Here is a 20,590-nt window from a genome sequence, read left to right on the forward strand (position 1 = left end):
ATCCTAGGGTTCCTACCTATCTGTTTTATACTAGCTGACGGCCCTTGGCGTCGATCGCATTGGCGACCGCTTCGTCCGTGGCTTCGTCCGGCAGCAGCATTTCATTATGGGCCTTGCCCGAGGGGATCATCGGGAAGCAGTTGGCGAGATTGGCGACGCGGCAATCGAAGATGACCGGCTTCTTGACGTCGATCATCTCCTGGATCGTCGCATCGAGATCATCAGGCTTTTCGCAGCGCAGGCCAACCGCGCCATAGGCTTCGGCGAGCTTCACGAAGTCGGGCATCGCTTCCGTATAGGAATTGGACAGGCGGTTGCCATGCAAGAGCTGCTGCCACTGGCGCACCATGCCCATGTACTGGTTGTTCATGATGAAGATCTTGATCGGCGCATTGTGCTGAATCGCCGCCGACATTTCCTGGATACACATCTGAATCGAGGCATCGCCGGCAATGTCGATGACGAGGCTCTCCGGATGGGCGATCTGCACGCCGAGAGCTGCCGGCAGGCCGTAACCCATCGTGCCAAGGCCACCCGAGGTCATCCAGCGGTTCGGCTGTTCGAAGCCGAAGAACTGCGCCGCCCACATCTGGTGCTGGCCGACTTCGGTCGTGATGTAGGTGTCGCGGTCCTTGGTCAGGGCAAAGAGACGCTCCAGCGCATATTGCGGCATGATCACGTCATTGCTCCTCGTATAGGCGAAGGAGTTGCGTGCGCGCCAGCGGGCAATATCGCCCCACCATGCGTCGAGACGGCTCTTCTCCGGCTTCTTTGGCAGCGCCCGCCACAGGCGGATCATGTCTTCCAGGATGTGGCCGACATCGCCGCGGATGCCGAGATCGACACGAACGTTCTTGTTGATCGAGGACGGATCGATATCGATATGGATCTTCTTGGAATTCGGCGAGAAGGCATTCAGGCGGCCGGTGATGCGGTCGTCGAAACGGGCGCCGATGCAGACCATGACGTCGCAATCATGCATTGCCATGTTGGCTTCGTAGGAGCCGTGCATACCGAGCATCTTCAGCCAGTTCTTGCCGGATGCCGGGTAGGCGCCGAGGCCCATCAACGTCGAGGTGATCGGGAAATCGGTGAGTTCGACCAGCTCGCGCAGCATGCGGGAGGCTTCCGGGCCGGAATTGATGACGCCGCCGCCGGTATAGAAGATCGGCCGGCGAGCATTCGCCATCATCTCGATTGCCGCATGGATCTGGTTCAGATCACCCTGGATCTTCGGCTGATAGCTCTTCTGGATCGCGTGATCGGCCGGCGGCGTATAGGTGCCGGTGGCAAACTGAACGTCCTTCGGAATATCGACGACGACAGGACCCGGACGGCCCGACTGCGCAATACGGAAGGCTTCATGGATGACGGCGGCGAGCTCGTTGACATCCTTGACCAGCCAGTTGTGCTTGGTGCAGGGGCGCGTGATGCCGACGGTGTCACATTCCTGGAAGGCATCCGAACCGATGAGCGAGGTCGGAACCTGGCCAGTCAGGCAGACGAGCGGAATGGAATCCATCAGGGCATCCTGCAGCGGCGTGACGGCGTTGGTAGCGCCCGGGCCAGAGGTCACCAGCATGACGCCGACCTTACCAGTGGAGCGGGCGTAACCTTCGGCCGCATGGCCGGCGCCCTGCTCATGGCGAACGAGGATGTGCTTGACGTCTTCCTGCTGGAAGATCTCGTCATAGATAGGCAGAACAGCGCCGCCGGGATAGCCGAAGATGTGCTCGACGCCATTGTCCTTCAGCGCGCGGAGAACGATTTCCGCTCCCGTCATCCGATTGCTGTCCGCTTGATTATCCGTGCTCGCCATGTGTCTGTTCCGTTTGATGCTGAGGATTTGAGTTTGTGGCCGGAAGCCCTGATTTCGGGCATAAAAAAAGGCCCCTGAGGAGCCTTCGTCTAGCGCATGGGTGGCTATCGCCGGATGGTTACACCATCCTGCCCATGCGCTTTCCCACCACGATAAGAACGTTCGAAATTGTCATGGGCGGAAGTGATAGACAGAAAATTTCGCAGCGTCAACGCATTCGGTAATAAAAAATCGAAAGCCCGGCAATCGCGCCAACCATCCAATTCTGGGGCTGAAGGATTTATTAAAGGATCGATTCTATCCTGTCCGTTAATGCAGGGAGTAACCCTTTGCTCAATAACGACATGAGAACGTCCGGCAGGGCGGGCGAACAGGATCGCCGCGACAGCCTTGCGCCGGGGAATCGATTTCTCGGGCGTGTCGTTGCATGCAGCGGATCGCGTGCCACGATCGCCGCCGTGGCCGAAGCCGGTGGCACCGATCTCACCGAATTATGGTCTGTCGGCCGGCTGATTTCGATCAGCGTCGGGCGCAATCGCGTCGTCGCCCTCGTCTTTTCCATGAATACCGGCAACCAGGGCTGGGGCGAAGGCCAGGACAATGTCTTCCGCATAGAGACGGAATTGCTCGGCGAGGTCCGCGTCGACGAAGACGGCCGCGAGGAATTTTCGACCGGCATTTCCCAGTACCCCTATCTCGGTGCCATCGCCCACCGCATCCGCGCTGCCGACCTGATGCGCATCTACGATGCCGGCAAGGGCGCGACTGCCGTCATCGGCAATCTGACGCAGGATGAAAGCATCGATGCGGCGATCCATGTGCCCTCGATGCTGTCGAAGCACTTTGCCGTGGTCGGTTCCACCGGTGTCGGCAAGTCGACGGCCGTCTCGCTGCTCCTGCACAAGGCGATCGAGGCCGATCCGAAGCTGCGCGTGCTGATCCTCGATCCGCACAACGAGTTCGCCGCCGCCTTCCCCAAACACGCCGTCACCATCGATACCGACACGCTCGACCTGCCCTTCTGGCTGATGCGGCTGGAAGAGTTCGCCGAAGTGGTCTTCCGCGGCCGCCCGCCGGTGCCGGAAGAACTCGACATGCTGCGCGATATCCTGCCGGAGGCCAAACGCGCCTTCCGCGGCAGCGACAGCTCGCTGGTGCGCCGCCAGACGGAAAAGAGCTCGATCACTGCCGACACCCCGGTGCCCTACCGCATCGCCGACCTGCTCGCTCTCATCGACGAGCGCATCGGCCGGCTGGAAGGCCGCAACGAAAAACCGTTCCTGCGCTCCTTGAAGATGCGCATCGTCGCCGCGATCAACGATCCGCGCTACCACTTCATGTTCTCCAACAATACGATCAGCGACACGATCACGGAGACCATCGCGCAGATCTTCCGAATTCCCGGCGACAACCGACCGATCTGCACCTTCCAGCTCGCCGGCATCCCCTCCGAGGTCGTTAACTCCGTAGCGTCGGTACTCTGCCGCATGGCCTTCGAGATCGCGCTCTGGAGCGAAGGCGCCATTCACATGCTGGTCGTCTGCGAAGAGGCGCACCGCTATATACCCTCCGACCCGAATCTCGGTTTCGTTCCGACCCGGCAGGCCATCGCCCGCATCGCCAAGGAGGGCCGCAAATACGGTGTCTCGCTCGGCATCATCACCCAGCGCCCAGGCGAACTCGACCAGACGATCCTGTCGCAGTGCTCGACGCTCTTTGCCATGCGCCTTGCCAACGACCGCGACCAGGAAATTATCCGCTCGGCAATCCCCAACTCCTCGATCTCGACGACGAGCTTCATCTCCTCGATCGGCAATGGGGAAGCCATTGCCTTCGGCGAGGCGATCCGGGTGCCGATGCGCATGCGCTTCCTGCGTGTGGACGAGAACCTGCTGCCGAAGGCCCATAGCGCCACCAGCAAACATGCCGAAGAAGACCCCGACACCGTCGACCTGCGCCGCATCGTGACCCGCATGCGAGCAATCACATCAGGCCCAGATATTTCCACTTTCCAGCAGAGCTATAGCGCCGCAATGGCGGATTACGAGCCGGAAGAGGATTTCGAAGACGAGGACGCCGACCAGCCCAATGCCGCGCCATCAGCACAGGCGCCGCTCGAACCCTATCGCCCCGCGCTGCTGCCGCAGAGCCGCGCGCCGCATCCCGAGCCCCCGCCGCTCTCGCCGCAGACCTCCATCGACGCACGCCTGGAAGCACTGCGCCGCGAAATGCGCCGCGACGAGCAGCAGAGGCCGGCCTTTGGCGAACAGACATCACAGCCCCGCCGCGAGGGCGGCATGTCGCTGCGCGAAAGCATCCTGAAGAAGCCGCTGAGCAGCCTTTACAACAAGGATTGAGTGCGTCTTACGAACGCGGCTGGCGAGTCGCCGCTGCGATTTCGGCGAGATGCCGCTCGATCAGTGCCAGGAAGGCGATGGTGCCGCAGATCAGCGCCGCCGCAACGACGCCGACAATGGCGCCGAGGATCAAACCAATCACCGGCATACCCGTTAGTATCGGGCCGTAAAGCGTGAAATAGGCAAAGATGACGATCGCGATCAGTGCGTTGATGGAAGTGAGTGTTTTGGCCAGAAAATTGTTCATATCGCCCCCCGAAGCCCGTTAGCTATGAGTCGACACGCATTCTAACGGCTTACAGGTCAAAGTGGTGCTGGCGATTTTTCAGGAAGAATGCCTCTCCCAGCTTTTGTCCATCTGATTGCGAAACCAGGTCATCTGCCGCTTGGCATATTGCCGTGTCGCCGTCGCCCCGCGCTCAATCACCTCGGCACGGCTCATTTCGCCCCGCAGCATCGCCGCAATCTGCGATACGCCGATTGCCTTCATGACAGGCATCTCGGCGGGAAGATCGAGCTCCAGCAGCGCCTTCACCTCCTCTTCCGCCCCCTGCTCCAGCATCTTCTCGAAGCGGCCGTTGATGCGCTGATGCAGCACAGCGCGATCCGGCAGCACGACGATCTTGCGCGCCGTCTCGGGATCGACGATGACTGGCCCGGTCTGTCCCTGGAATTCGGCGATCGACCGGCGCGTCGCCTCGAAGACTTCAAGCGCCCGCACGATCCTCTGTCCGTCCTGCGGGTTGAGGCTTTCGGCAACGGCAGGATCGGACTTAGCAAGCTCGGAATGCAGTCGCTCCGGCCCCTCCTGCAGCAGTTGGCCCCGCAGCCGCCGGCGGATCTCGTCCGGGATGGCAGGCATCTCCGAGAGCCCGCCCGTCAGCGCCTTGAAATAAAGCCCGGTGCCGCCGACGAAGACCGGCAACTTTCCTTCGGCACGGATGCGCGGCAGCAATGCCGTCACATCGCGCAGCCAGGCGCCTGTCGAATAGACCTGTCCCGCCGGCACATGGCCGTAAAGATGATGCGGCACGCCATCCATATCCTCTTCGGAGGGCCGCGCCGTCAGCACCCGCAGCGTGTCATAGACCTGCATGCTGTCGGCATTGATCACCACGCCGCCATGCTCTTTGGCCAATTCCACTGCGAGCGCGGACTTGCCGCTGGCAGTCGGCCCGGTTATCAGGATCGCATTCGCAGTGCTCAGAAGGTTTTCCATCATGGCCCTCGTTGCCACGCTTGTTGCCAATCCGTCAAACCCCGTTCTTTCGCCTGACATCGCCGAGCGCGCCGCCGACGCCGTCAAGGCATCGGGGCTCTACTGGCTGGCGGACGGCATTGCCTGCGATATAGTGCTCGCAGACGGCTCTGATGGTCAGGCCGCGGAGGCCAATCTGCTCGCAGTCATCGCCAACAGCCCGATCGATCTCGTCATTCAGGAACAGGAAACCCGCCGCAAGAAGATGCTGATCGCCGATATGGATTCGACCATGATCGGCCAGGAATGCATCGACGAACTCGCTGCCGAAGTCGGCCTCAAGGACAAGGTGGCGGCCATCACCGCCCGCGCCATGAACGGCGAGATCGCCTTCGAACCGGCGTTGCGCGAACGCGTTGCCCTCCTGAAGGGCTTGCCGATCTCCGTTGTCGACGAAGTGATCGCCAAGCGCATTACGCTTACCCCGGGCGGCCTTGAACTAATCGCTACCATGAAGTCGAAAGGCTATTATACCGCCCTCGTCTCCGGTGGGTTCACGGTCTTCACCAACCGCATCGCCGCCACCCTCGGCTTTGACGAAGACCGCGCCAATCTCCTGCTTGAGGAAGACGGCCTCCTCTCCGGCCTCGTCGCGGAACCCATTCTCGGCAAGCAGGCCAAGGTCGATGCGCTGAACGACATTGCCGCCCGCCTCGGCATTTCCCCGCAAGACGCCATCGCCGTCGGCGACGGCGCCAACGATCTTGGAATGCTGCATCTGGCCGGCTCCGGCGTCGCCCTCCACGCCAAGCCGGCTGTCGCCGCCGAAGCTGCCATGCAGATCAACCACGGCGACCTGACGGCGCTGCTTTATATTCAGGGCTACAGGAAGACGGATTTTGTGACGGCCTGAGGGCGGTATCAATACGACATATGGGCAAACGACCTTTGACCGACGAACAGCTCGCCGAACTCCGTGCGCTGGACGCGCTCGCGGATAAGGACATTGATACAAGCGACATTCCTGAAATCCGGAATGATCAATGGCGGCTGGCGCGAAAAGGTAATCCGCACAAACCGGTCAGGTAGATAGTAATCTCCGGACAGTTTTACCCGGCCGCTCAGTATCAAAAGGTAGAGCGACTTACCCTCCCCACCTCATTCCTGTGCCTGTCACAGGAATCCGGCCACCGCGCGTCCGCGCGGTGAGTGACTCACCGGCCTGACAAGAGATGAAAGTCTTTCAGGCCCAAGGACTTGGGTCTGCTGGATCCCTATGACATCCCTTGTCTTGCAAAAGGCACTCGGCTTTCGCCGCGGCTAGTCAGTCACAGCCATCGTGCTCTCTTGGCGTCCGACAGCCCTCACTCCATCGGCACGGCAACAAACCGCAGGTCACCATTCGCCGCGGCAACCATCAGCTGCGCATTGCGCCGGCCTTCCTGCTTCAGCGTCTGCACCTTGGTGGCAACGGCATCCGGCGACTTCATGAATTCCTGCGCCACTTCCACGATCACGTCGCCGGCCTTCAACCCTTTTTCAGCAGCGGCTGAACCCGGGGCAACTTCAGTCACGACGACACCGTCGACGCTTTCGGCAATGCCGAAGGCCTTGCGGGTTTCCGGGCTGAGCAGCGAGAGCGAGAGGCCGAGCACATGCTTTGGCGCAACCTGGCCAGGCGTTGCCTGCCCTTGCTGATCCTGTCCGTTCTGATCTTGCCCTTGACCCTGCTGTTGCGGGTCCTGACCATCAGGCGCGGCCTGCCCCTGATCGCCGTCCTGATCCGGCTCGTCCATATCGCTGTTCTCGCCGGGATCGGGATTGATGACGCCGTCATCACTTGAATTGTCACCGGCAGCCGCTTGGTCGCTATCCTCGAGACGGCCGAGCGTCACCTTGACGGTCTGCTCCTTGCCATCGCGCAGCACGACCACATCGACCTGCTTGCCGACGGAGCTTTCGGCCACCACCCGCGGCAGGTCGCGCATCTCGCTGACGGTTTTGCCGTCGAATTTCAGGATGACATCGCCGGCCTTGATCGAGCCGTCATCGACAGGTCCGCCCTTGATGACCCCGGCAACCAGCGCGCCCTTGGCGCTGTCGAGACCGAGGCTGTCGGCAACCTCATCGGTCACGGGCTGGATGCGCACGCCGAGCCAGCCGCGGCGCGTCTCGCCATATTCGCGAAGCTGATCGACAACGCCGGAGGCGAGCTCCGACGGCACCGCGAAGCCGATGCCGATCGAGCCGCCCGACGGTGAGATGATTGCCGTATTGATGCCGATAACCTCGCCCTTCATGTTGAAGAGCGGACCACCGGAATTGCCCTTATTGATTGCCGCATCCGTCTGGATGAAGTTGTCATAGGGACCGGCATTGATATTGCGGCCACGGCCCGAAATGATGCCGACCGTCACCGATCCGCCGAACCCGAACGGGTTGCCGATTGCCATCACCCAGTCGCCGATCCGCATGACACTGGAATCGCCGAACTTGACGGACTTCAGCGGCTGCTTCGGCTCGACCTTCAACACCGAAAGGTCGGTCTTGGTGTCCGTACCGATCAGCTTGGCCTTCAGCTTCGAGCCGTTGGCGAAATTGATCTCGATATCGTCGGCCCCCTCGATCACGTGGTTGTTCGTGACGATATAGCCGGTCGGATCGATAACAAAGCCGGAGCCGAGCGAGCTGACATTGTGGTTGGGGCCGCGATTGCCCTGCTGCTTGTTGAAGAAATCGTTGAAGAATTCCTGGAAGGGCGAGCCGTCGGGCGCACGCGGCGCCGGGCCTGCGCCCTCGTCATCCTTCACATTCTGCGAGGTCGAAATATTGACGACTGCATCGAGCAATCCCTCGGCGAGATCGGCGACTGAAGCCGGTCCGCTGCTCGGAGCCGTCATCTGTACGGGCGGAGCGGCGGGGGCCACGGCAGCCGGCGAGACCGGCGACGGTTGCGGGGCCGCAGGGGCGGGTGCTGACCGTTCAGGAGTCGCGGGTGCGGGCGCGGCTTGCGCATACGCAAAACCGCTTGCGCCGACATTCGCCAGGAAGGCAGTGCCGGCCAAAAGCGCGAGCGTTCGTCTGAAGGGCGAGCGATTCGTGGGGGCCATCAAGCTTCCTCGTCTGGGATAAAGGCGCACATACACCATCAGCATAAGGCGGAATGATGGAGGGCGAAATCACCTTTTCGAGAAATCCCCCTGCGAATGCGATGAAGAGCCTTTCCTGGTCAGATCGCAGCATTCTGACCAGGAAAGGCTCTAACCTCGCAAAAGCCAGACGGAGGCCACACCGAACGCCATCGCGGCCAAGCCAAAGGCTCGCAGTTGCCGCTCGGGAACGGCAGGAAGCAGCTTCGCCATCTCGATAAGAAAACGAGGGGCCAGTGCATAGACCAGCCCCTCGATGATGAGGAAGAATGCAAGCCCGGTAAGGAAATCCTGCATTCAGTCTGTCGTCAGTTCGCCGGCTGCGCCGGAGCCGCAGGCTGCGCGGAGGCCGGCGGCACAAGGCCACCGGTCTGTGCCGGATTGCCTTCCGCATTTTCGAAGAAGCGGAAGAACTCCGAACTCGGCGAAAGCACTAAGGTCGTATCCTGCGAGGAAAGGGCTGCGGAATAGGCCGCCATCGACCGATAGAAGTCGAAGAAGGCCGGATCCTTGCCGAAGGCTTCGGCGAAGATGCGGTTGCGATCCGCATCCCCTTGGCCGCGCAGGATTTCCGAATCCCGCTGAGCCGCGGCGGTGATCTCGACGACCTGGCGGTCTGCGACGGCCCGGCGACGCTGCCCCTCTTCATTACCCTCGGCGCGGATCCGCTCGGCCTCGGCCAGACGCTCGGAGCGCATGGCGTTGTAGGTGTTCGGAGCCACTTCCGGCGAAAGATCCGTCCGACGGATACGGACGTCATCGATATGCAAGCCGAGATTTTCGGCATCGGCTCGAAGATCGTCGCGGATTTCGAGCATCATCGCCACGCGCTCTTCAGAAAGCGCGGCATTGTAGTCACGCAGGCCATAGACGCGGCGAAGCGAAGAATCGAGCTGCGCACGCAGCCGCGCCTCGGCAGCGTCTCGGTCGCCAGACACCGTTTCGCGGAAACGGCGCACATCCGCAATGTTGTAGATCACGAAGGCGTCGACATCGAAGGTCTGGCCGTCCTGAACCTGAACACGGATATTGTCGAGGTCGAGCCTGAGCGCCCGCTTTTCGACATATTGCACGCGGTCGGCATCCATGAAGCCGAAGGGAAGCTTGAAATAGAGGCCGGGCTCGGTCTTCACGGACTGAATCTGGCCGAAGCGAACGACGATCGCCTGCTCACGCGCGTTGACCACGAAGATCGACGAATAGAGGATGGCGAGAAGGATCGCGAGCGCGATCAGGATAATAGGAAGTCTGTTCGATACCATGGTTCAACCTCCCTGCCGTGCCGGTGCCGCCGGTCGGTTGATCTCGTTGAGCGGCAGGTACGGTACAACGCCCTGCTTGTCGTCGATCACGACCTTCTTGGAGTTCTTCAGAACCTGCTCCATCGTTTCCAGGAACAGGCGCTTGCGCGTCACATCGGGAGCCTTCGAATATTCGTCGTTGATGGCATTGAAGCGTTGGGCCTCACCTTCCGCTTCGTTGACGACGCGGTTCTTATAGGCAGCTGCGTCTTCGCGGATGCGGGCGGCATCGCCTCGCGCCTGGCCGAGCTTCTGGTTGGTGTAGCGGTTGGCGTCTTCGATCGTGCTGTCACGGTCGCGGCCGGCACGCTGCACTTCTTCGAAAGAGTCTGCGACTTCGCGCGGCGGCGCCACATTCTGGATCGTCACACCGGTCACCGTGATGCCGGCGCCGTAGCGGTTCATCGTATCCTGAACGATGTTGAGAACCTGCGTTTCGATCGGCTGGCGATTGCTGCGGAAAGCATCCAGTGCCGGACGACGGCCGACAACTTCACGCATGGCGCTGTCGGAAACCTGCTGCAGCGTCTCGGATGCATTCTCGACGCCGAAAAGATAGGCCTTGGGATCGCTGATCGTATAGAAGACCGCAAACTGCACGTTGATGACGCTCTTGTCGCTCGAAAGCATCAGCCCGCTCGACGAGCCCGCCGTGGTCGCACCGATGTTCAGCTGCTGCACCGTCACCTTGACGGTCTCGACGGTCTCGAGCGGCCAGAAATGGAAATGCAGGCCCGGCATTGAAATTTCTTGTTTGGGATTGCCGAAGCGCAGCTCCACGCCGCGCTCGTCCGGCTGGACGACGTAAATGCACTGGAAGAGCCAGAAGATTGCAATGATCGCGACGATGATCGCAACAACGCCTCCGTTGAAGCCGCCCGGAATGAGCCCGCGCAGCTGATCCTGCCCGCGCCGGATGATGTCTTCCAGATCGGGCGGCCCTCCCTTGCCGCCACCGCCGCGCGGACGGTTCGGCCCCTGCCCCCATGGTCCCTGATTATTATTTCCGCCGCCGCCGCCCCAAGGGCCACCGCCGCCATTCTGATTGCTCCAGGGCATCAAAACCTCGTTGTTGGTTACATCATACACATCCGACCGCCGTGGGGGCTGCCGGCGGATGCGATCCGACCGTTATAGGTATCGCCGCACCGGCTTTCAACGCGGTGTCAGGAACTTGGTCAATATAATTGGAAAATAGTTCCTTTTCAGGCCTCTCGCCGTTCATAAACGACGAACCGGGTGGGATAACTGTCCCTCTCCCCCGAGGGAACATTGAGGCTCTCGGTCGCCACCCAGATTGCAGGATCGATGTCGGGAAAGGACGTGTCGCCATCCACGTCGGCCTCCACATGCGTCACGCACATGCGATCGACGAATGCCATCGCCTGCGCGTAGATCTGGCCGCCGCCGAGGATGGATATCTCGTTTTCGCCCTGATTGCGGGCGAGCTCCTCGGCCGTCTCTATCGCCTCGTCGAGCGAGCGGGCCATATGCACGTCGGGGAGATCGATATCGGCGCCGCGCGAAATCACCACATGCTGGCGCCCCGGCAGCGGCTTGCCGCCGAAGCTCTCGAAGGTCTTGCGGCCGACGACGACAGGCTTGCCTGTGGTCATCGCCTTGAAGCGCTTGAGATCAGTCGAAAGCCGCCAGGGCATGTCGCCGTCGCGGCCGATGATGCCGTTGCGCGCAACGGCGACGAAGATGGTCTTGCGGATGTCGGACATCGGCCTTCCCGGCTTGGAGCATGTCGCGCAGAACTGTGCAGCGGTCTTGCGATAAAACGAAACCAAAACCTAAAGCGTGGCAAGCGACCTGAAAGATCGCGACACGCTTCAGACGGCGATCGGCGCCTTGATATTGGCATCGGCGTCATAGCCAACGAGCTCGAAATCCTCGTAGGCGAAGCCGAAGATATCCTTCACGTCGCGCTTGATCGCCATGCGAGGCAGCGGCTTCGGCTGGCGCCCTAGCTGCAGCTTCGCCTGTTCGAAATGGTTGTGATAGAGATGCGCGTCGCCGAGCGTGTGGACGAACTCGCCGTATTTCAGCCCCGTCACCTGTGCCACCATCATCGTCAGCAGCGCATAGGAGGCGATATTGAAGGGAACGCCGAGGAAGATATCCGCAGAACGCTGGTAGAGCTGGCAGGAAAGCTTGCCATCGCCCACGTAGAACTGGAACAGGCAGTGGCAGGGCGGCAGCGCCATATTGTCCACTTCCGCGGGGTTCCAGGCCGAGACGATGTGACGGCGCGAGTTCGGGTTCTTGATGAGGCCTTTTACGAGATTGTCGATCTGGTCGATATGCCCGCCATCCGGTGCCGGCCAGGAGCGCCACTGCGCGCCGTAGACCGGGCCGAGGTCGCCGTTCTCGTCGGCCCATTCGTCCCAGATGCTGACGCCATTTTCATGCAGGTAGCGGATATTGGTCTCGCCCTTGAGGAACCACAGCAGCTCGTAGATGATCGAGCGCAGATGCAGCTTCTTCGTCGTCAGCACCGGAAAGCCGGCATCGAGATCGAAGCGCATCTGATAACCGAAGACCGAACGCGTGCCGGTGCCCGTGCGGTCGCCACGGTCGGTGCCGTTTTCCATCACATGGCTCAAGAGGTCGAGATATTGCTTCATGGTCGCCACCGATTCCTTTTGCACTTAATTTAAGGGCAAATCGGCCGCAAACCAATGCGTCTTGCTGGCTATCCAAGCAAAATCGCTAATGGGGACGACGCTTTTATGACGTATCCCCTTCCCTTCAGGTCCCAAAAACACTATATCACCCCTGCCGGCTTTCGGGCCGGCTATGGCGATAAACGGGCGGTGGAATAAACCTATTGGACCCGGGGGCGGTACCCGGCGCCTCCACCAAAAACAGGCGGATTTCTCTTTGGGGAACGGCCTGCTTTTGATGGGGGCGAAATAGGATCGACAAGGGTGTAAAGATCGACTTTTCGCTCGGCATGATACCGCCGTTATCGGGTCACAAGTGTAGTTGCAAACGACAACAACGCTAAGGAATACGCTCTCGCTGCCTAATGGCGGTGTGAGAATTCCGACCTAAGTCCTCTAGGTTAGCCCCTTGAGGCGGGGTCCGAAGGCACCTGGCAACAGAAGCCTTCACCTTCTCCCCTTTTTCGACGAAATCATGTATGCTTGATGAACGCATGAATCGGCTTGCGCCTTTCCCAAAGCGCCCGGACGTGCCATACAAGTTCGTGAAAAGACTTCCAAACCGACGAAAGACAGGAAAAGCATGGGGCAGGATCATATCCGCTACGACATTCTGGCACAGGACGCGTTGCGCGGTGTCATCCGCAAGGTCTTGACCGAAGTCGCAACGACGGGCCGACTGCCCGGCGACCATCACTTCTTCATCACGTTTCTCACGGGCGCTCCCGGCGTGCGCATCTCACAGCACCTGAAATCGAAGTATCCCGAGCAGATGACCATCGTCATCCAGCACCAGTTCTGGGAACTGAAGATCACCGAATCCCATTTCGAGATCGGCCTGTCCTTCTCCGATGTGCCGGAAAAGCTCGTCATTCCCTTCAACGCCATCAGAGGCTTCTACGACCCCTCGGTCAATTTCGAGCTGGAATTCGACGTGCCGCTGAGCGACGGCGAGGAACTGCCGGCGGCCGAGATCACCGCCTATCCGGTTGATGCCGTCAAGGCGGAGGACGCGGCCGCAAAGCCTGCAGCAGAAGGCGAGGAAAAGAAACCGGGCTCCGTCGTTTCGCTCGATTCTTTCCGCAAGAAGCAGTAGTGCCGAGGGAGGCGAAGGCCTCCCTTTTTTCATGACGGAGGCAACCGCATGAGCGCCGAAATCGTCAATCTGCGCCAGTTCCGCAAAAAGCAGGCTCGCTCCGAAAAGGAGAAGCAGGCCGAGCAGAACCGCATCTCCCACGGGCGTACCAAGGCTGAAAAGCAATTGACCCGTGCCCTCAACGAGAAGGCCGAAAAGGCGCTCGATCAGGGTCGCATCGAAGACGACAAGACCTGATCGCCTGTGGGTGAAAAGCTTGAGCAATCAGACAGATGCGGTTCCTGACTGAATCGCTTTCTCAACGAAGACGAAGCAGGCCGATGATCCGCAAACATTCGGCGACATTGCATGGGCACCGCACCAGTTTCTCGCTGGAAGATGAATTCTGGACCGAGTTGAAGGCGATTGCCGCAAGTCGCTCCATGCCGCTCGCGGCACTGATATCAGAAATAGACGACGGCCGCACGCCTGACAGCAACCTCTCCTCGGCGCTGCGGCTGCATGTGCTGGCCTGGCTGAAAAGCAGCGTCGCCAGCGCCTGATCACCCCCCGCAAGCCGCCGGATCGACCGTCCTCGTCACTGAGCGCGGACGCCTGGCACTTGATCGAAATTGAGCTGCCCCGGCTGCTCGGCGCGGCGGGCGGCTTCGGCCTCTGCGGCAGCCCTTGCCCGAGCCTCCGCCTCCGCCTTGGCACGTGCTTCTGCTTCAGCCTTGCGCTGCGCAGCCTCCTGCGCCAGCGCTCTCAGCCTCTCCTCCTCCGCCTGCCGCTGCCGCTCGATCTCGGCGGCCTTGACGCGTTCGGCATCATTGTAGCGATAGAGTGCCACTTCGCGCCGCAGCCGCTGCTTTTCCAGAACATTGGCCTGCAACCTTTCCACGCGCCGCCGCTCGCGTTCGAAGGCGCGCAGCGACAGATAGCTGGTGATGTCGGTCACATCCATCGTCTTGCCGGGCGAAGCCAGCAGGCCGGAGAAGTTCAACCGGATACCCGGCTCTGCGCCCGACAGCGCCTCGGTACCGGGATTGAAGCCGATGCCGAGCGTGGCGCTGATGCGCTCCTGCGGCAACTCGATCTGCGCATCAGCGGTCAAATGCGCGAGATCGTTGGCGACACTGACATTCTGAACGCGCAGAGTGCCATCCGTCACGTTGAAAGGAATGTCGAGCGGCGGCAGTTTCGCCTCACCGTTGTTGAGCAGCGTTTCGACGATCGGATGCACCTTGCCGGCATTGACCTGGTCCTGCATCGGATCGGTCGCCGACAGAAGCGGCGCCAGGATCGCAAGGTTCAGCCCGCGAACGCTCGTCTCTCCGAGCCGGATTTCGCCTGAACCATTGAGTGAACTTGCAATCTCCGCAACCGTCTTGCCCGAAGCTTCGAGCGCCAGCGACATGCCGAACTTACCGTTGGCAACCGGTGCGCCGTCGCGCGGCCAGACGACACCACCGAGGTCGGAGTCGGCAAGCACCAGCCGTGACTGCAGGAATCCAGTGCCATTTGCATTGGTGAAGAGCAGGTTGCCTGAGAGCGCGCCGCCATCCCAATTGCCTGCCATGTTATTGAGCTGAAGCTCATCGCCCTTATAGGCAACGTCGGAGGTGAAATCGTTTACCGCCGCATTCAGAAGTCCCGGCCAGAACTGCTTGGCAGTGAGCTTCAGACTGACGTCGAGATCGCGGAAGAGCGGCTGGCCGAGCGCCGTCGTCGTCAACTGGCCGTTGGCCGGGTCGCTGATTTGCCCGAACACCGCCTCGCCGAGCCAACCGAGATCGGCCTTGGAAAGGGTAAGCGCGCCGTTCGCAGCCGTTTTGGCTGCCTTTCGGTCGAATGTAACGGCGCCCGCGAATTCGTTATCGGCCGCATGGCCGTTGATATCCGCAAGCACCACCTTGTCGGCATCGATGGTCGCATTGGTCTGCAACTTGAACGGCAGGCCGGTGCCAAGGTCAGGCAGCGCAATCCCGTTCATGACCAGGTACGGGTCGAGGTCTGCACTTTCGAGCGACACGGCGACGTTGCCGTTCATGAAAGTGCCGGGCCGCACGTCGACCTTGCCGTTTGCCGTAAACGATGTCCGGTCGGTCGCAAAAGTCAGTGCAGCGTCGGCCGGATCGTTGTCGGTCGCCGTCACCTTCAGCGTTAGTCGGCCATTGGCGCCCGCGTCGACTGGCAGCGGATCGAGACCCGCCTGCCCGAACAGGATCGACGGCACGGCATTGTCGAGCGTCGCCTCCAGCGTCGTCGTGCCGTTGCCAGTCAGCGCCAGGAGGTCGGACATGCGGTAATCGAGATTGACGCGGCTGCCGTTCGAAACGCCTGCAAGCGTCACCGAAAGTGCGTTGCCGTCATCGCCGCCGAGCGTCACCGCGCCGCGCAAAGCCGTATTGCCGTACCAGCCGGCGTTGCGCACCAGCCGATCCATCACAGGATGATGCGGCAGGTGCTCGCGCAGCATGGCGAAGAAGGTGCCTGGATCGGCGGCCTTGAAGGTGATCTCGCCGGTGCCCTTATAGTCGAGCAGCGATCCCTCAGCCTTGCCTGTCGCCGTCAGTTCGGCGCCTGCAAGGTTCTTGATCGACAGCCGGTCGACGGAAAGCGCCCCGTCGGCGAGCGTAAAGGTGGTCTCGACATTATCGGCCTGCACGCCGAAGGCCGTGAACTTATCGGCCTTGAGCTGTGCGGCGATCTTGTGATCGAGCACATTGTCGCCGACATCCTGGCCGGTAAATAGGCCGGTCAGGGCTCTCAGCGCATCGAGATCAAGCGAATCGCCGTTGAGCGCAACGGAAAGCGACGGTGTCTGGCCGTTGGTCGTCTGCCGCTCCAGCCGCCCTCTCAGTGTCGCAGCACCTATGGCGATCTCCAGGTTCTCGAAACGTTGCAGATCACGCGTCAGGCTGACATTGGCGGAGAAACCGGCCTGCCGGAGCTGGCGGATCGCCGGATCGACGGAGCCTGACAGCCAGGAGGCGAGCCCGGTCGGCTGATTGGATGCGACCACCATCTGACCGTTGAAGGACGGATCGCCCGTAAGCGTCAGCTTGCCCTTGCCTTCAACCTGCGTGCGGCCGGGCAACGTGCCGATGGCACGGTCGATCATCCAGCCATTACCGGCCGGCTCCAATTCCAGCGCCACGTCGCGAATTGTCGTATCCCCGGCAACGATTGCCGGTAGGCGCACCGTCGCCTTGCCCGGCACCTGCGGGATCGGCACTTGGCCGACAATGTCCAGCAGCGAGTTCAATCGCTGACGTGCCGAAACGGCAGGATCGCGGTTGGTCTTGCCGGCAGAACCCTGATTGCCGATACGGTTCACGTCTATCTGCTGGCCGTCGGCGGTCAGCAGAAATTCCGGCGCGCTGCCGGTATCAAGCGTCGCCTCGCCCGTAATCACATAGGGGTCGTCGGTCGAACCGACTTCCATGCGATATTCGGGAATGCGGATGCGGTCGTTAGTGAGCTCAAAACGCCCCTTGAGGCGCGGCGGCGGCGCCTGCCCCTTTTCGGTTTTAGCCTTGCGGCTTTCGATTGCCGCAGCAAGCGTACCCTGATAATTCGGCCGGCTGTCGACGAGCTTGAGTTCACCATCGAGATCGACGGTGACGGGATGCTTGTCCGGCGCAAGCCGGGTGCGTACATGCAACACACCGCTCTCGTCCGGTTGATTGCTGGAGACGGAGAAGTTGCCATGTTCACCGTCGAGCGCGCCGTCACCCTCGATGCGCCATGGACCTGCAAGGGACTTCGCCGACATTTCGGCATTGAGTCCGGTAACGTTTCGCGACCGGCCGGACTGATCGTCGACAAACTCGATCTCGCCGCCGTTGACATGCACATTTTCCAGAACAACGGTCTTGGCCGGAATTTCCGGCCGGCTGCCGCGCATCCAGTCCAGCGTGCCGTCCTTCAGAAGCCGCAGCCGCACCTTGGGATTGACGACCCGCATGTCGAAGATCAGCGCTTCGCCCGAGAGGAAAGGCGCAAGCTCGGCATCCATGGAGAACTGTTCGACCTGCACCACCGGCGTGCCGTCTTCTTCCTGGCCGACACGGACGTCATGCAGCGTCACCGACGGAAACGGCAGAAGCCGCGCGTCCACAGTGCCGTGCACCGTCACTTTCTTGCCGATGATGCGGCTGGCCTGATCCTCAAAGTTCTTCCGGAAATCCGTCCAGTCGATGAACAGCGGTGCCAGCAGCGCCACGAAGAGCACTACGACGATCACTCCTCCTAGAAAGACGAGGAACCGGCCTACCAAATCAGGGATTCTCCATTCGGGATTCTGTTGCCGACACTAGCGCTATTCATGCAGGGGGCAAGGGCCAAGATCATGAGATTATTCCATTTTCAGCCCCAGATGAAAAATCTTGCCGGGATTGAGGATATTGTCCGGATCGAGCGCACGCTTGATCTGGCGCATCAGATTCACCGTCCCCCCGAGCTCCTCCTCCAGAAACGCCATTTTCCCCTGCCCGATCCCGTGTTCGCCGGTACATGTGCCATCCATTGCCAGCGCCCGGGCATTCAGACGGGCGACGAACTCTTCTGCCGTGGCGATCCCCGCGGCACTCTTGTCGTCGAACAATAGCTGCACATGGAAGTTCCCGTCGCCCGCATGGCCGACGATCGGCGCCAGCAAACCGTTTGCTTCGATATCGGCCTGCGTTTCGGCAACGCAATCCGCAAGCCGCGATATCGGAACACAAACATCGGTCGAAAGTACGGCAAGCCCGGGCGCCAGTGCCCGCACCGACCAATAGGCGTCATGGCGTGCCTTCCAGAGCTTCGTGCGCTCCTCGGGGCTCGCCGCCCACCTGAATTCGCCGCCGCCGCATTCAGCTGCGATCTCGGCAAAGGCGGTCGATTGCAGCGCCACCGCCTCATCCGTGCCGTGGAACTCCAGGAAGAGCGCCGGGCTCTCCTCATAGGGAAGATTGGCATAGGCGATGCTGGCGCGCATCTGCAGCGCATCGACGAGCTCGATACGGGCAACCGGAATACCCATCTGGATCGTCATGATAACGGCGTCGCAGGCCGCCTTCACGCTCGGGAAGGCGCACACGCCCCCGGCGATCTTCTGCGGAATGCCGTGCAGGCGCAGCGTCACCGAGGTCAGGATGCCGAGCGTGCCTTCCGCGCCGACGAAAAGCCGGGTGAGGTCGTAACCGGCCGACGACTTGCGGGCGCGGCGCGCCGTGCGGATTTCCTCGCCCGATGCGGTCACTGCCGTAACGGCAAGCACATTATCTTTCATCGTGCCGTAGCGCACTGCGTTGGTGCCGGAGGCGCGCGTCGAGGTCATTCCGCCGATCGAGGCATTGGCGCCGGGATCGATCGGGAAGAACAGGCCGGTATCGCGCAGATGGGTGTTCAGCGCCTCACGCGTGACGCCCGGTTCGACCGTGCAGTCGAGATCCTCGGGATTGACTTCAAGCACCCGATTCATGCGGCTGAAATCGATGGAAATGCCGCCATTCGGCGCATTGACCTGGCCCTCGAGCGAGGAGCCGGTACCGAAGCCGATAACAGGCACCTTATGATCGGCGCAGACCCGCACCACGGTCTTCACATCGTCGGCGGTCTCGGCAAAGAGCACGCCGTCGGGCAGTTGGGCAGGGATATAGGTGGTCGTGTGCGCGTGCTGGGCGCGAAAAGCCTGGCCGGTCTGGAAACGCTCTCCGAAGCGCTGTTTCAGAATGCCGGTGACGGCCTCGATACCCGCCTCGTTTCGCACCCCAGCCTTCGCGTCGCGCAGTGCCATGCCCTTGATCTCCCTGCATTCCACAGCCTGCTACAGCATCTGTAGCAGGTCGGGTATGAGGCAAGTCAAAGCGGCTGTCCAGCCAAGATTAGGGAAGATTTCATCCCATCCTTGTTGCAGGGACTGCGGGCGGGTTGAGCCGCGCAAAGCCCTCCTGCCGATAATAGGGAAAATACGGATAGGGCGGCATCACGCGGCTGACCGCGTCCAGCCGCTCGATCTGGTCCGGTGTCAGGCTCCAGCCGACGGCACCGAGATTTTGCCTGAGCTGCTCTTCGTTGCGCGCGCCGATGATGACGCTTGAAACGGTCGGCCGGCCGATCAGCCAGTTGATGGCGATCTGCGGCACCGTCCTGCCGGTCTCGGCGGCAATTTCGTCCAGCACGTCGACGATATCGAAGAGCCTTTCGTCATCGACGGGCGGGCCGTATTCCGCTGTCTGGTGCAGGCGACTTCCGGCGGGCAACGCTACGCCGCGGCGGATCTTGCCGGTCAGCCGGCCCCAGGCGAGCGGGCTCCAAACCAATGCTCCCACCCGCTGGTCGGCGGCAAGCGGCATCAGTTCCCATTCGTAATCCCGTCCGGCGAGCGAATAATAGACCTGATGCGCGACATAGCGCGGGTAGCCATAGCGCTCGGAAAGCCCAAGCGATTTCATCAGCTGCCAGCCGGAGAAATTGGAAACGCCGACATAACGGACCTTGCCCGCCGCAACGAGCACATCGAGCGTCGAAAGCACCTCCTCGACCGGCGTCGACGCATCGAAGGCGTGCAATTGCAGAAGATCGATATAGTCGGTACCGAGCCGGCGCAGCGCATCCTCGGTCGCACGGATCAGCCGTGCGCGCGAGGTGCCCCAATCGCCAGGCCCCTCGCCCATCGGCAGCGCCGTCTTGCTCGAGATCAGCACCGTATCGCGCTTTCCGGAGATCGCTTGTCCCAGCACCTCCTCGGAAGCACCGGCCGAATAAACATCCGCCGTGTCGAATAGCGTGACACCGGCCTCCATGCAGATATCCACTATCCGCCGCGCTTCTTGCGCATCCGTTGTGCCCCAAGCCCCGAAGAGCGGCCCGCTGCCGCCGAAAGTGCCGGCCCCGAAGCTCAGCACCGGCACCCTCAAACCCGATGCACCGAGATTTCTGTATTCCATGATCCAATCTCCTATTCTCTCTTCGAGAGATAGACCCGGCCGACACCATGATATAGATTGCCTCAGAGCACATCATCTGTGATT

At 61.3% G+C, this 20,590-nt stretch carries 18 protein-coding genes and 1 other RNA gene; 7 read left to right on the forward strand and 12 right to left on the reverse strand.

Translation table 11 applies throughout. From position 1 onward, the window contains the following. Positions 1–25: 25 nt before the first annotated feature. Positions 26–1,819 carry an acetolactate synthase 3 large subunit gene (locus FHT92_RS11840; RefSeq protein WP_183825196.1) on the reverse strand — a complete coding sequence of 598 codons (1,794 nt, stop codon included), beginning with the start codon at positions 1,817–1,819 and terminating at the stop codon, positions 26–28. 329 nt (positions 1,820–2,148) lie between these two features. Between FHT92_RS11840 and FHT92_RS11845 the strand changes: the two genes are divergently transcribed. Then, the gene (locus FHT92_RS11845) at positions 2,149–4,176 is read left to right on the forward strand and encodes an ATP-binding protein (RefSeq protein ID WP_183825199.1); all 2,028 of its coding nucleotides are present in this window, start codon (positions 2,149–2,151) and stop codon (positions 4,174–4,176) included. Between the two features lie 7 nt (positions 4,177–4,183). Here FHT92_RS11845 and FHT92_RS11850 read toward each other — a convergent pair whose 3' ends face one another. Then, positions 4,184–4,423, reverse strand: coding sequence for a hypothetical protein (locus FHT92_RS11850; RefSeq protein WP_183825202.1), 240 nt, complete (start codon positions 4,421–4,423; stop codon positions 4,184–4,186). Between the two features lie 78 nt (positions 4,424–4,501). Continuing rightward, positions 4,502–5,398 (reverse strand): tRNA (adenosine(37)-N6)-dimethylallyltransferase MiaA, encoded by an 897-nt coding sequence (gene miaA, locus FHT92_RS11855; RefSeq protein ID WP_183825204.1) that lies wholly within the window; start codon positions 5,396–5,398, stop codon positions 4,502–4,504. Here miaA and serB point away from each other — a divergent pair. Both serB and FHT92_RS11865 read left to right on the forward strand, forming a co-directional pair. Continuing rightward, a complete protein-coding gene (serB, locus tag FHT92_RS11860; protein ID WP_183825207.1) occupies positions 5,397–6,287 on the forward strand; it encodes a phosphoserine phosphatase SerB in 891 nt (296 codons plus the stop codon). The two genes, miaA and serB, sit on opposite strands and share 2 nt — an antisense overlap. 35 nt (positions 6,288–6,322) lie before the next feature. Next, the gene (locus FHT92_RS11865; RefSeq protein ID WP_183740567.1) at positions 6,323–6,463 is read left to right on the forward strand and encodes a hypothetical protein; all 141 of its coding nucleotides are present in this window, start codon (positions 6,323–6,325) and stop codon (positions 6,461–6,463) included. Positions 6,464–6,738: 275 nt separating this feature from the next. On the opposite strand, the gene FHT92_RS11870 is transcribed toward FHT92_RS11865, so the two are convergent. The 6 genes from FHT92_RS11870 to FHT92_RS11895 form a co-directional block, all read right to left on the reverse strand. After that, positions 6,739–8,484, reverse strand: coding sequence for a Do family serine endopeptidase (locus FHT92_RS11870; RefSeq protein ID WP_183740570.1), 1,746 nt, complete (start codon positions 8,482–8,484; stop codon positions 6,739–6,741). 150 nt (positions 8,485–8,634) lie between these two features. Further along, entirely contained in the window at positions 8,635–8,820 is a 186-nt protein-coding gene (locus FHT92_RS11875; protein WP_183740573.1) for a DUF2065 domain-containing protein, read from the reverse strand. Positions 8,821–8,831: 11 nt separating this feature from the next. Continuing rightward, on the reverse strand, positions 8,832–9,785 hold the full coding sequence (gene hflC / locus FHT92_RS11880) for a protease modulator HflC (protein WP_183740576.1): 954 nt from the start codon (positions 9,783–9,785) through the stop codon (positions 8,832–8,834). A 3-nt stretch (positions 9,786–9,788) separates the two neighbouring features. Then, positions 9,789–10,883, reverse strand: coding sequence for an FtsH protease activity modulator HflK (gene hflK / locus FHT92_RS11885; protein ID WP_183825210.1), 1,095 nt, complete (start codon positions 10,881–10,883; stop codon positions 9,789–9,791). Positions 10,884–11,029: 146 nt separating this feature from the next. Next, positions 11,030–11,551, reverse strand: a complete 522-nt coding sequence (locus FHT92_RS11890) for a dihydrofolate reductase (protein WP_183825213.1) — start codon at positions 11,549–11,551, stop codon at positions 11,030–11,032. Between the two features lie 108 nt (positions 11,552–11,659). Continuing rightward, entirely contained in the window at positions 11,660–12,454 is a 795-nt protein-coding gene (locus tag FHT92_RS11895) for a thymidylate synthase (protein WP_183740584.1), read from the reverse strand. Between the two features lie 114 nt (positions 12,455–12,568). Between FHT92_RS11895 and ssrA the strand changes: the two genes are divergently transcribed. The 4 genes from ssrA to FHT92_RS11915 all read left to right on the forward strand — a co-directional run bounded on the left by ssrA (position 12,569) and on the right by FHT92_RS11915 (position 14,131). After that, positions 12,569–12,945, forward strand: a transfer-messenger RNA (tmRNA) gene (gene ssrA, locus FHT92_RS11900). Between the two features lie 131 nt (positions 12,946–13,076). After that, positions 13,077–13,589, forward strand: a complete 513-nt coding sequence (locus FHT92_RS11905; protein WP_007814451.1) for an SspB family protein — start codon at positions 13,077–13,079, stop codon at positions 13,587–13,589. A 48-nt stretch (positions 13,590–13,637) separates the two neighbouring features. Continuing rightward, positions 13,638–13,826, forward strand: a complete 189-nt coding sequence (locus FHT92_RS11910) for a DUF4169 family protein (RefSeq protein ID WP_183740587.1) — start codon at positions 13,638–13,640, stop codon at positions 13,824–13,826. An 83-nt stretch (positions 13,827–13,909) separates the two neighbouring features. Further along, the gene (locus FHT92_RS11915) at positions 13,910–14,131 is read left to right on the forward strand and encodes a ribbon-helix-helix domain-containing protein (protein ID WP_183825216.1); all 222 of its coding nucleotides are present in this window, start codon (positions 13,910–13,912) and stop codon (positions 14,129–14,131) included. Between the two features lie 35 nt (positions 14,132–14,166). On the opposite strand, the gene FHT92_RS11920 is transcribed toward FHT92_RS11915, so the two are convergent. The 3 genes from FHT92_RS11920 to FHT92_RS11930 form a co-directional block, all read right to left on the reverse strand. After that, a complete protein-coding gene (locus tag FHT92_RS11920) occupies positions 14,167–17,850 on the reverse strand; it encodes an AsmA family protein (protein WP_183825219.1) in 3,684 nt (1,227 codons plus the stop codon). A gap of 78 nt (positions 17,851–17,928) precedes the next feature. Continuing rightward, on the reverse strand, positions 17,929–19,353 hold the full coding sequence (locus FHT92_RS11925; RefSeq protein ID WP_183740596.1) for an FAD-binding oxidoreductase: 1,425 nt from the start codon (positions 19,351–19,353) through the stop codon (positions 17,929–17,931). A gap of 100 nt (positions 19,354–19,453) precedes the next feature. Then, positions 19,454–20,506 carry an aldo/keto reductase gene (locus FHT92_RS11930; protein ID WP_183740599.1) on the reverse strand — a complete coding sequence of 351 codons (1,053 nt, stop codon included), beginning with the start codon at positions 20,504–20,506 and terminating at the stop codon, positions 19,454–19,456. Between the last annotated feature and the right edge of the window lie 84 nt (positions 20,507–20,590).

This window comes from Rhizobium sp. BK377 (assembly GCF_014193935.1).
In the GTDB taxonomy this organism is placed as follows: domain Bacteria; phylum Pseudomonadota; class Alphaproteobacteria; order Rhizobiales; family Rhizobiaceae; genus Rhizobium.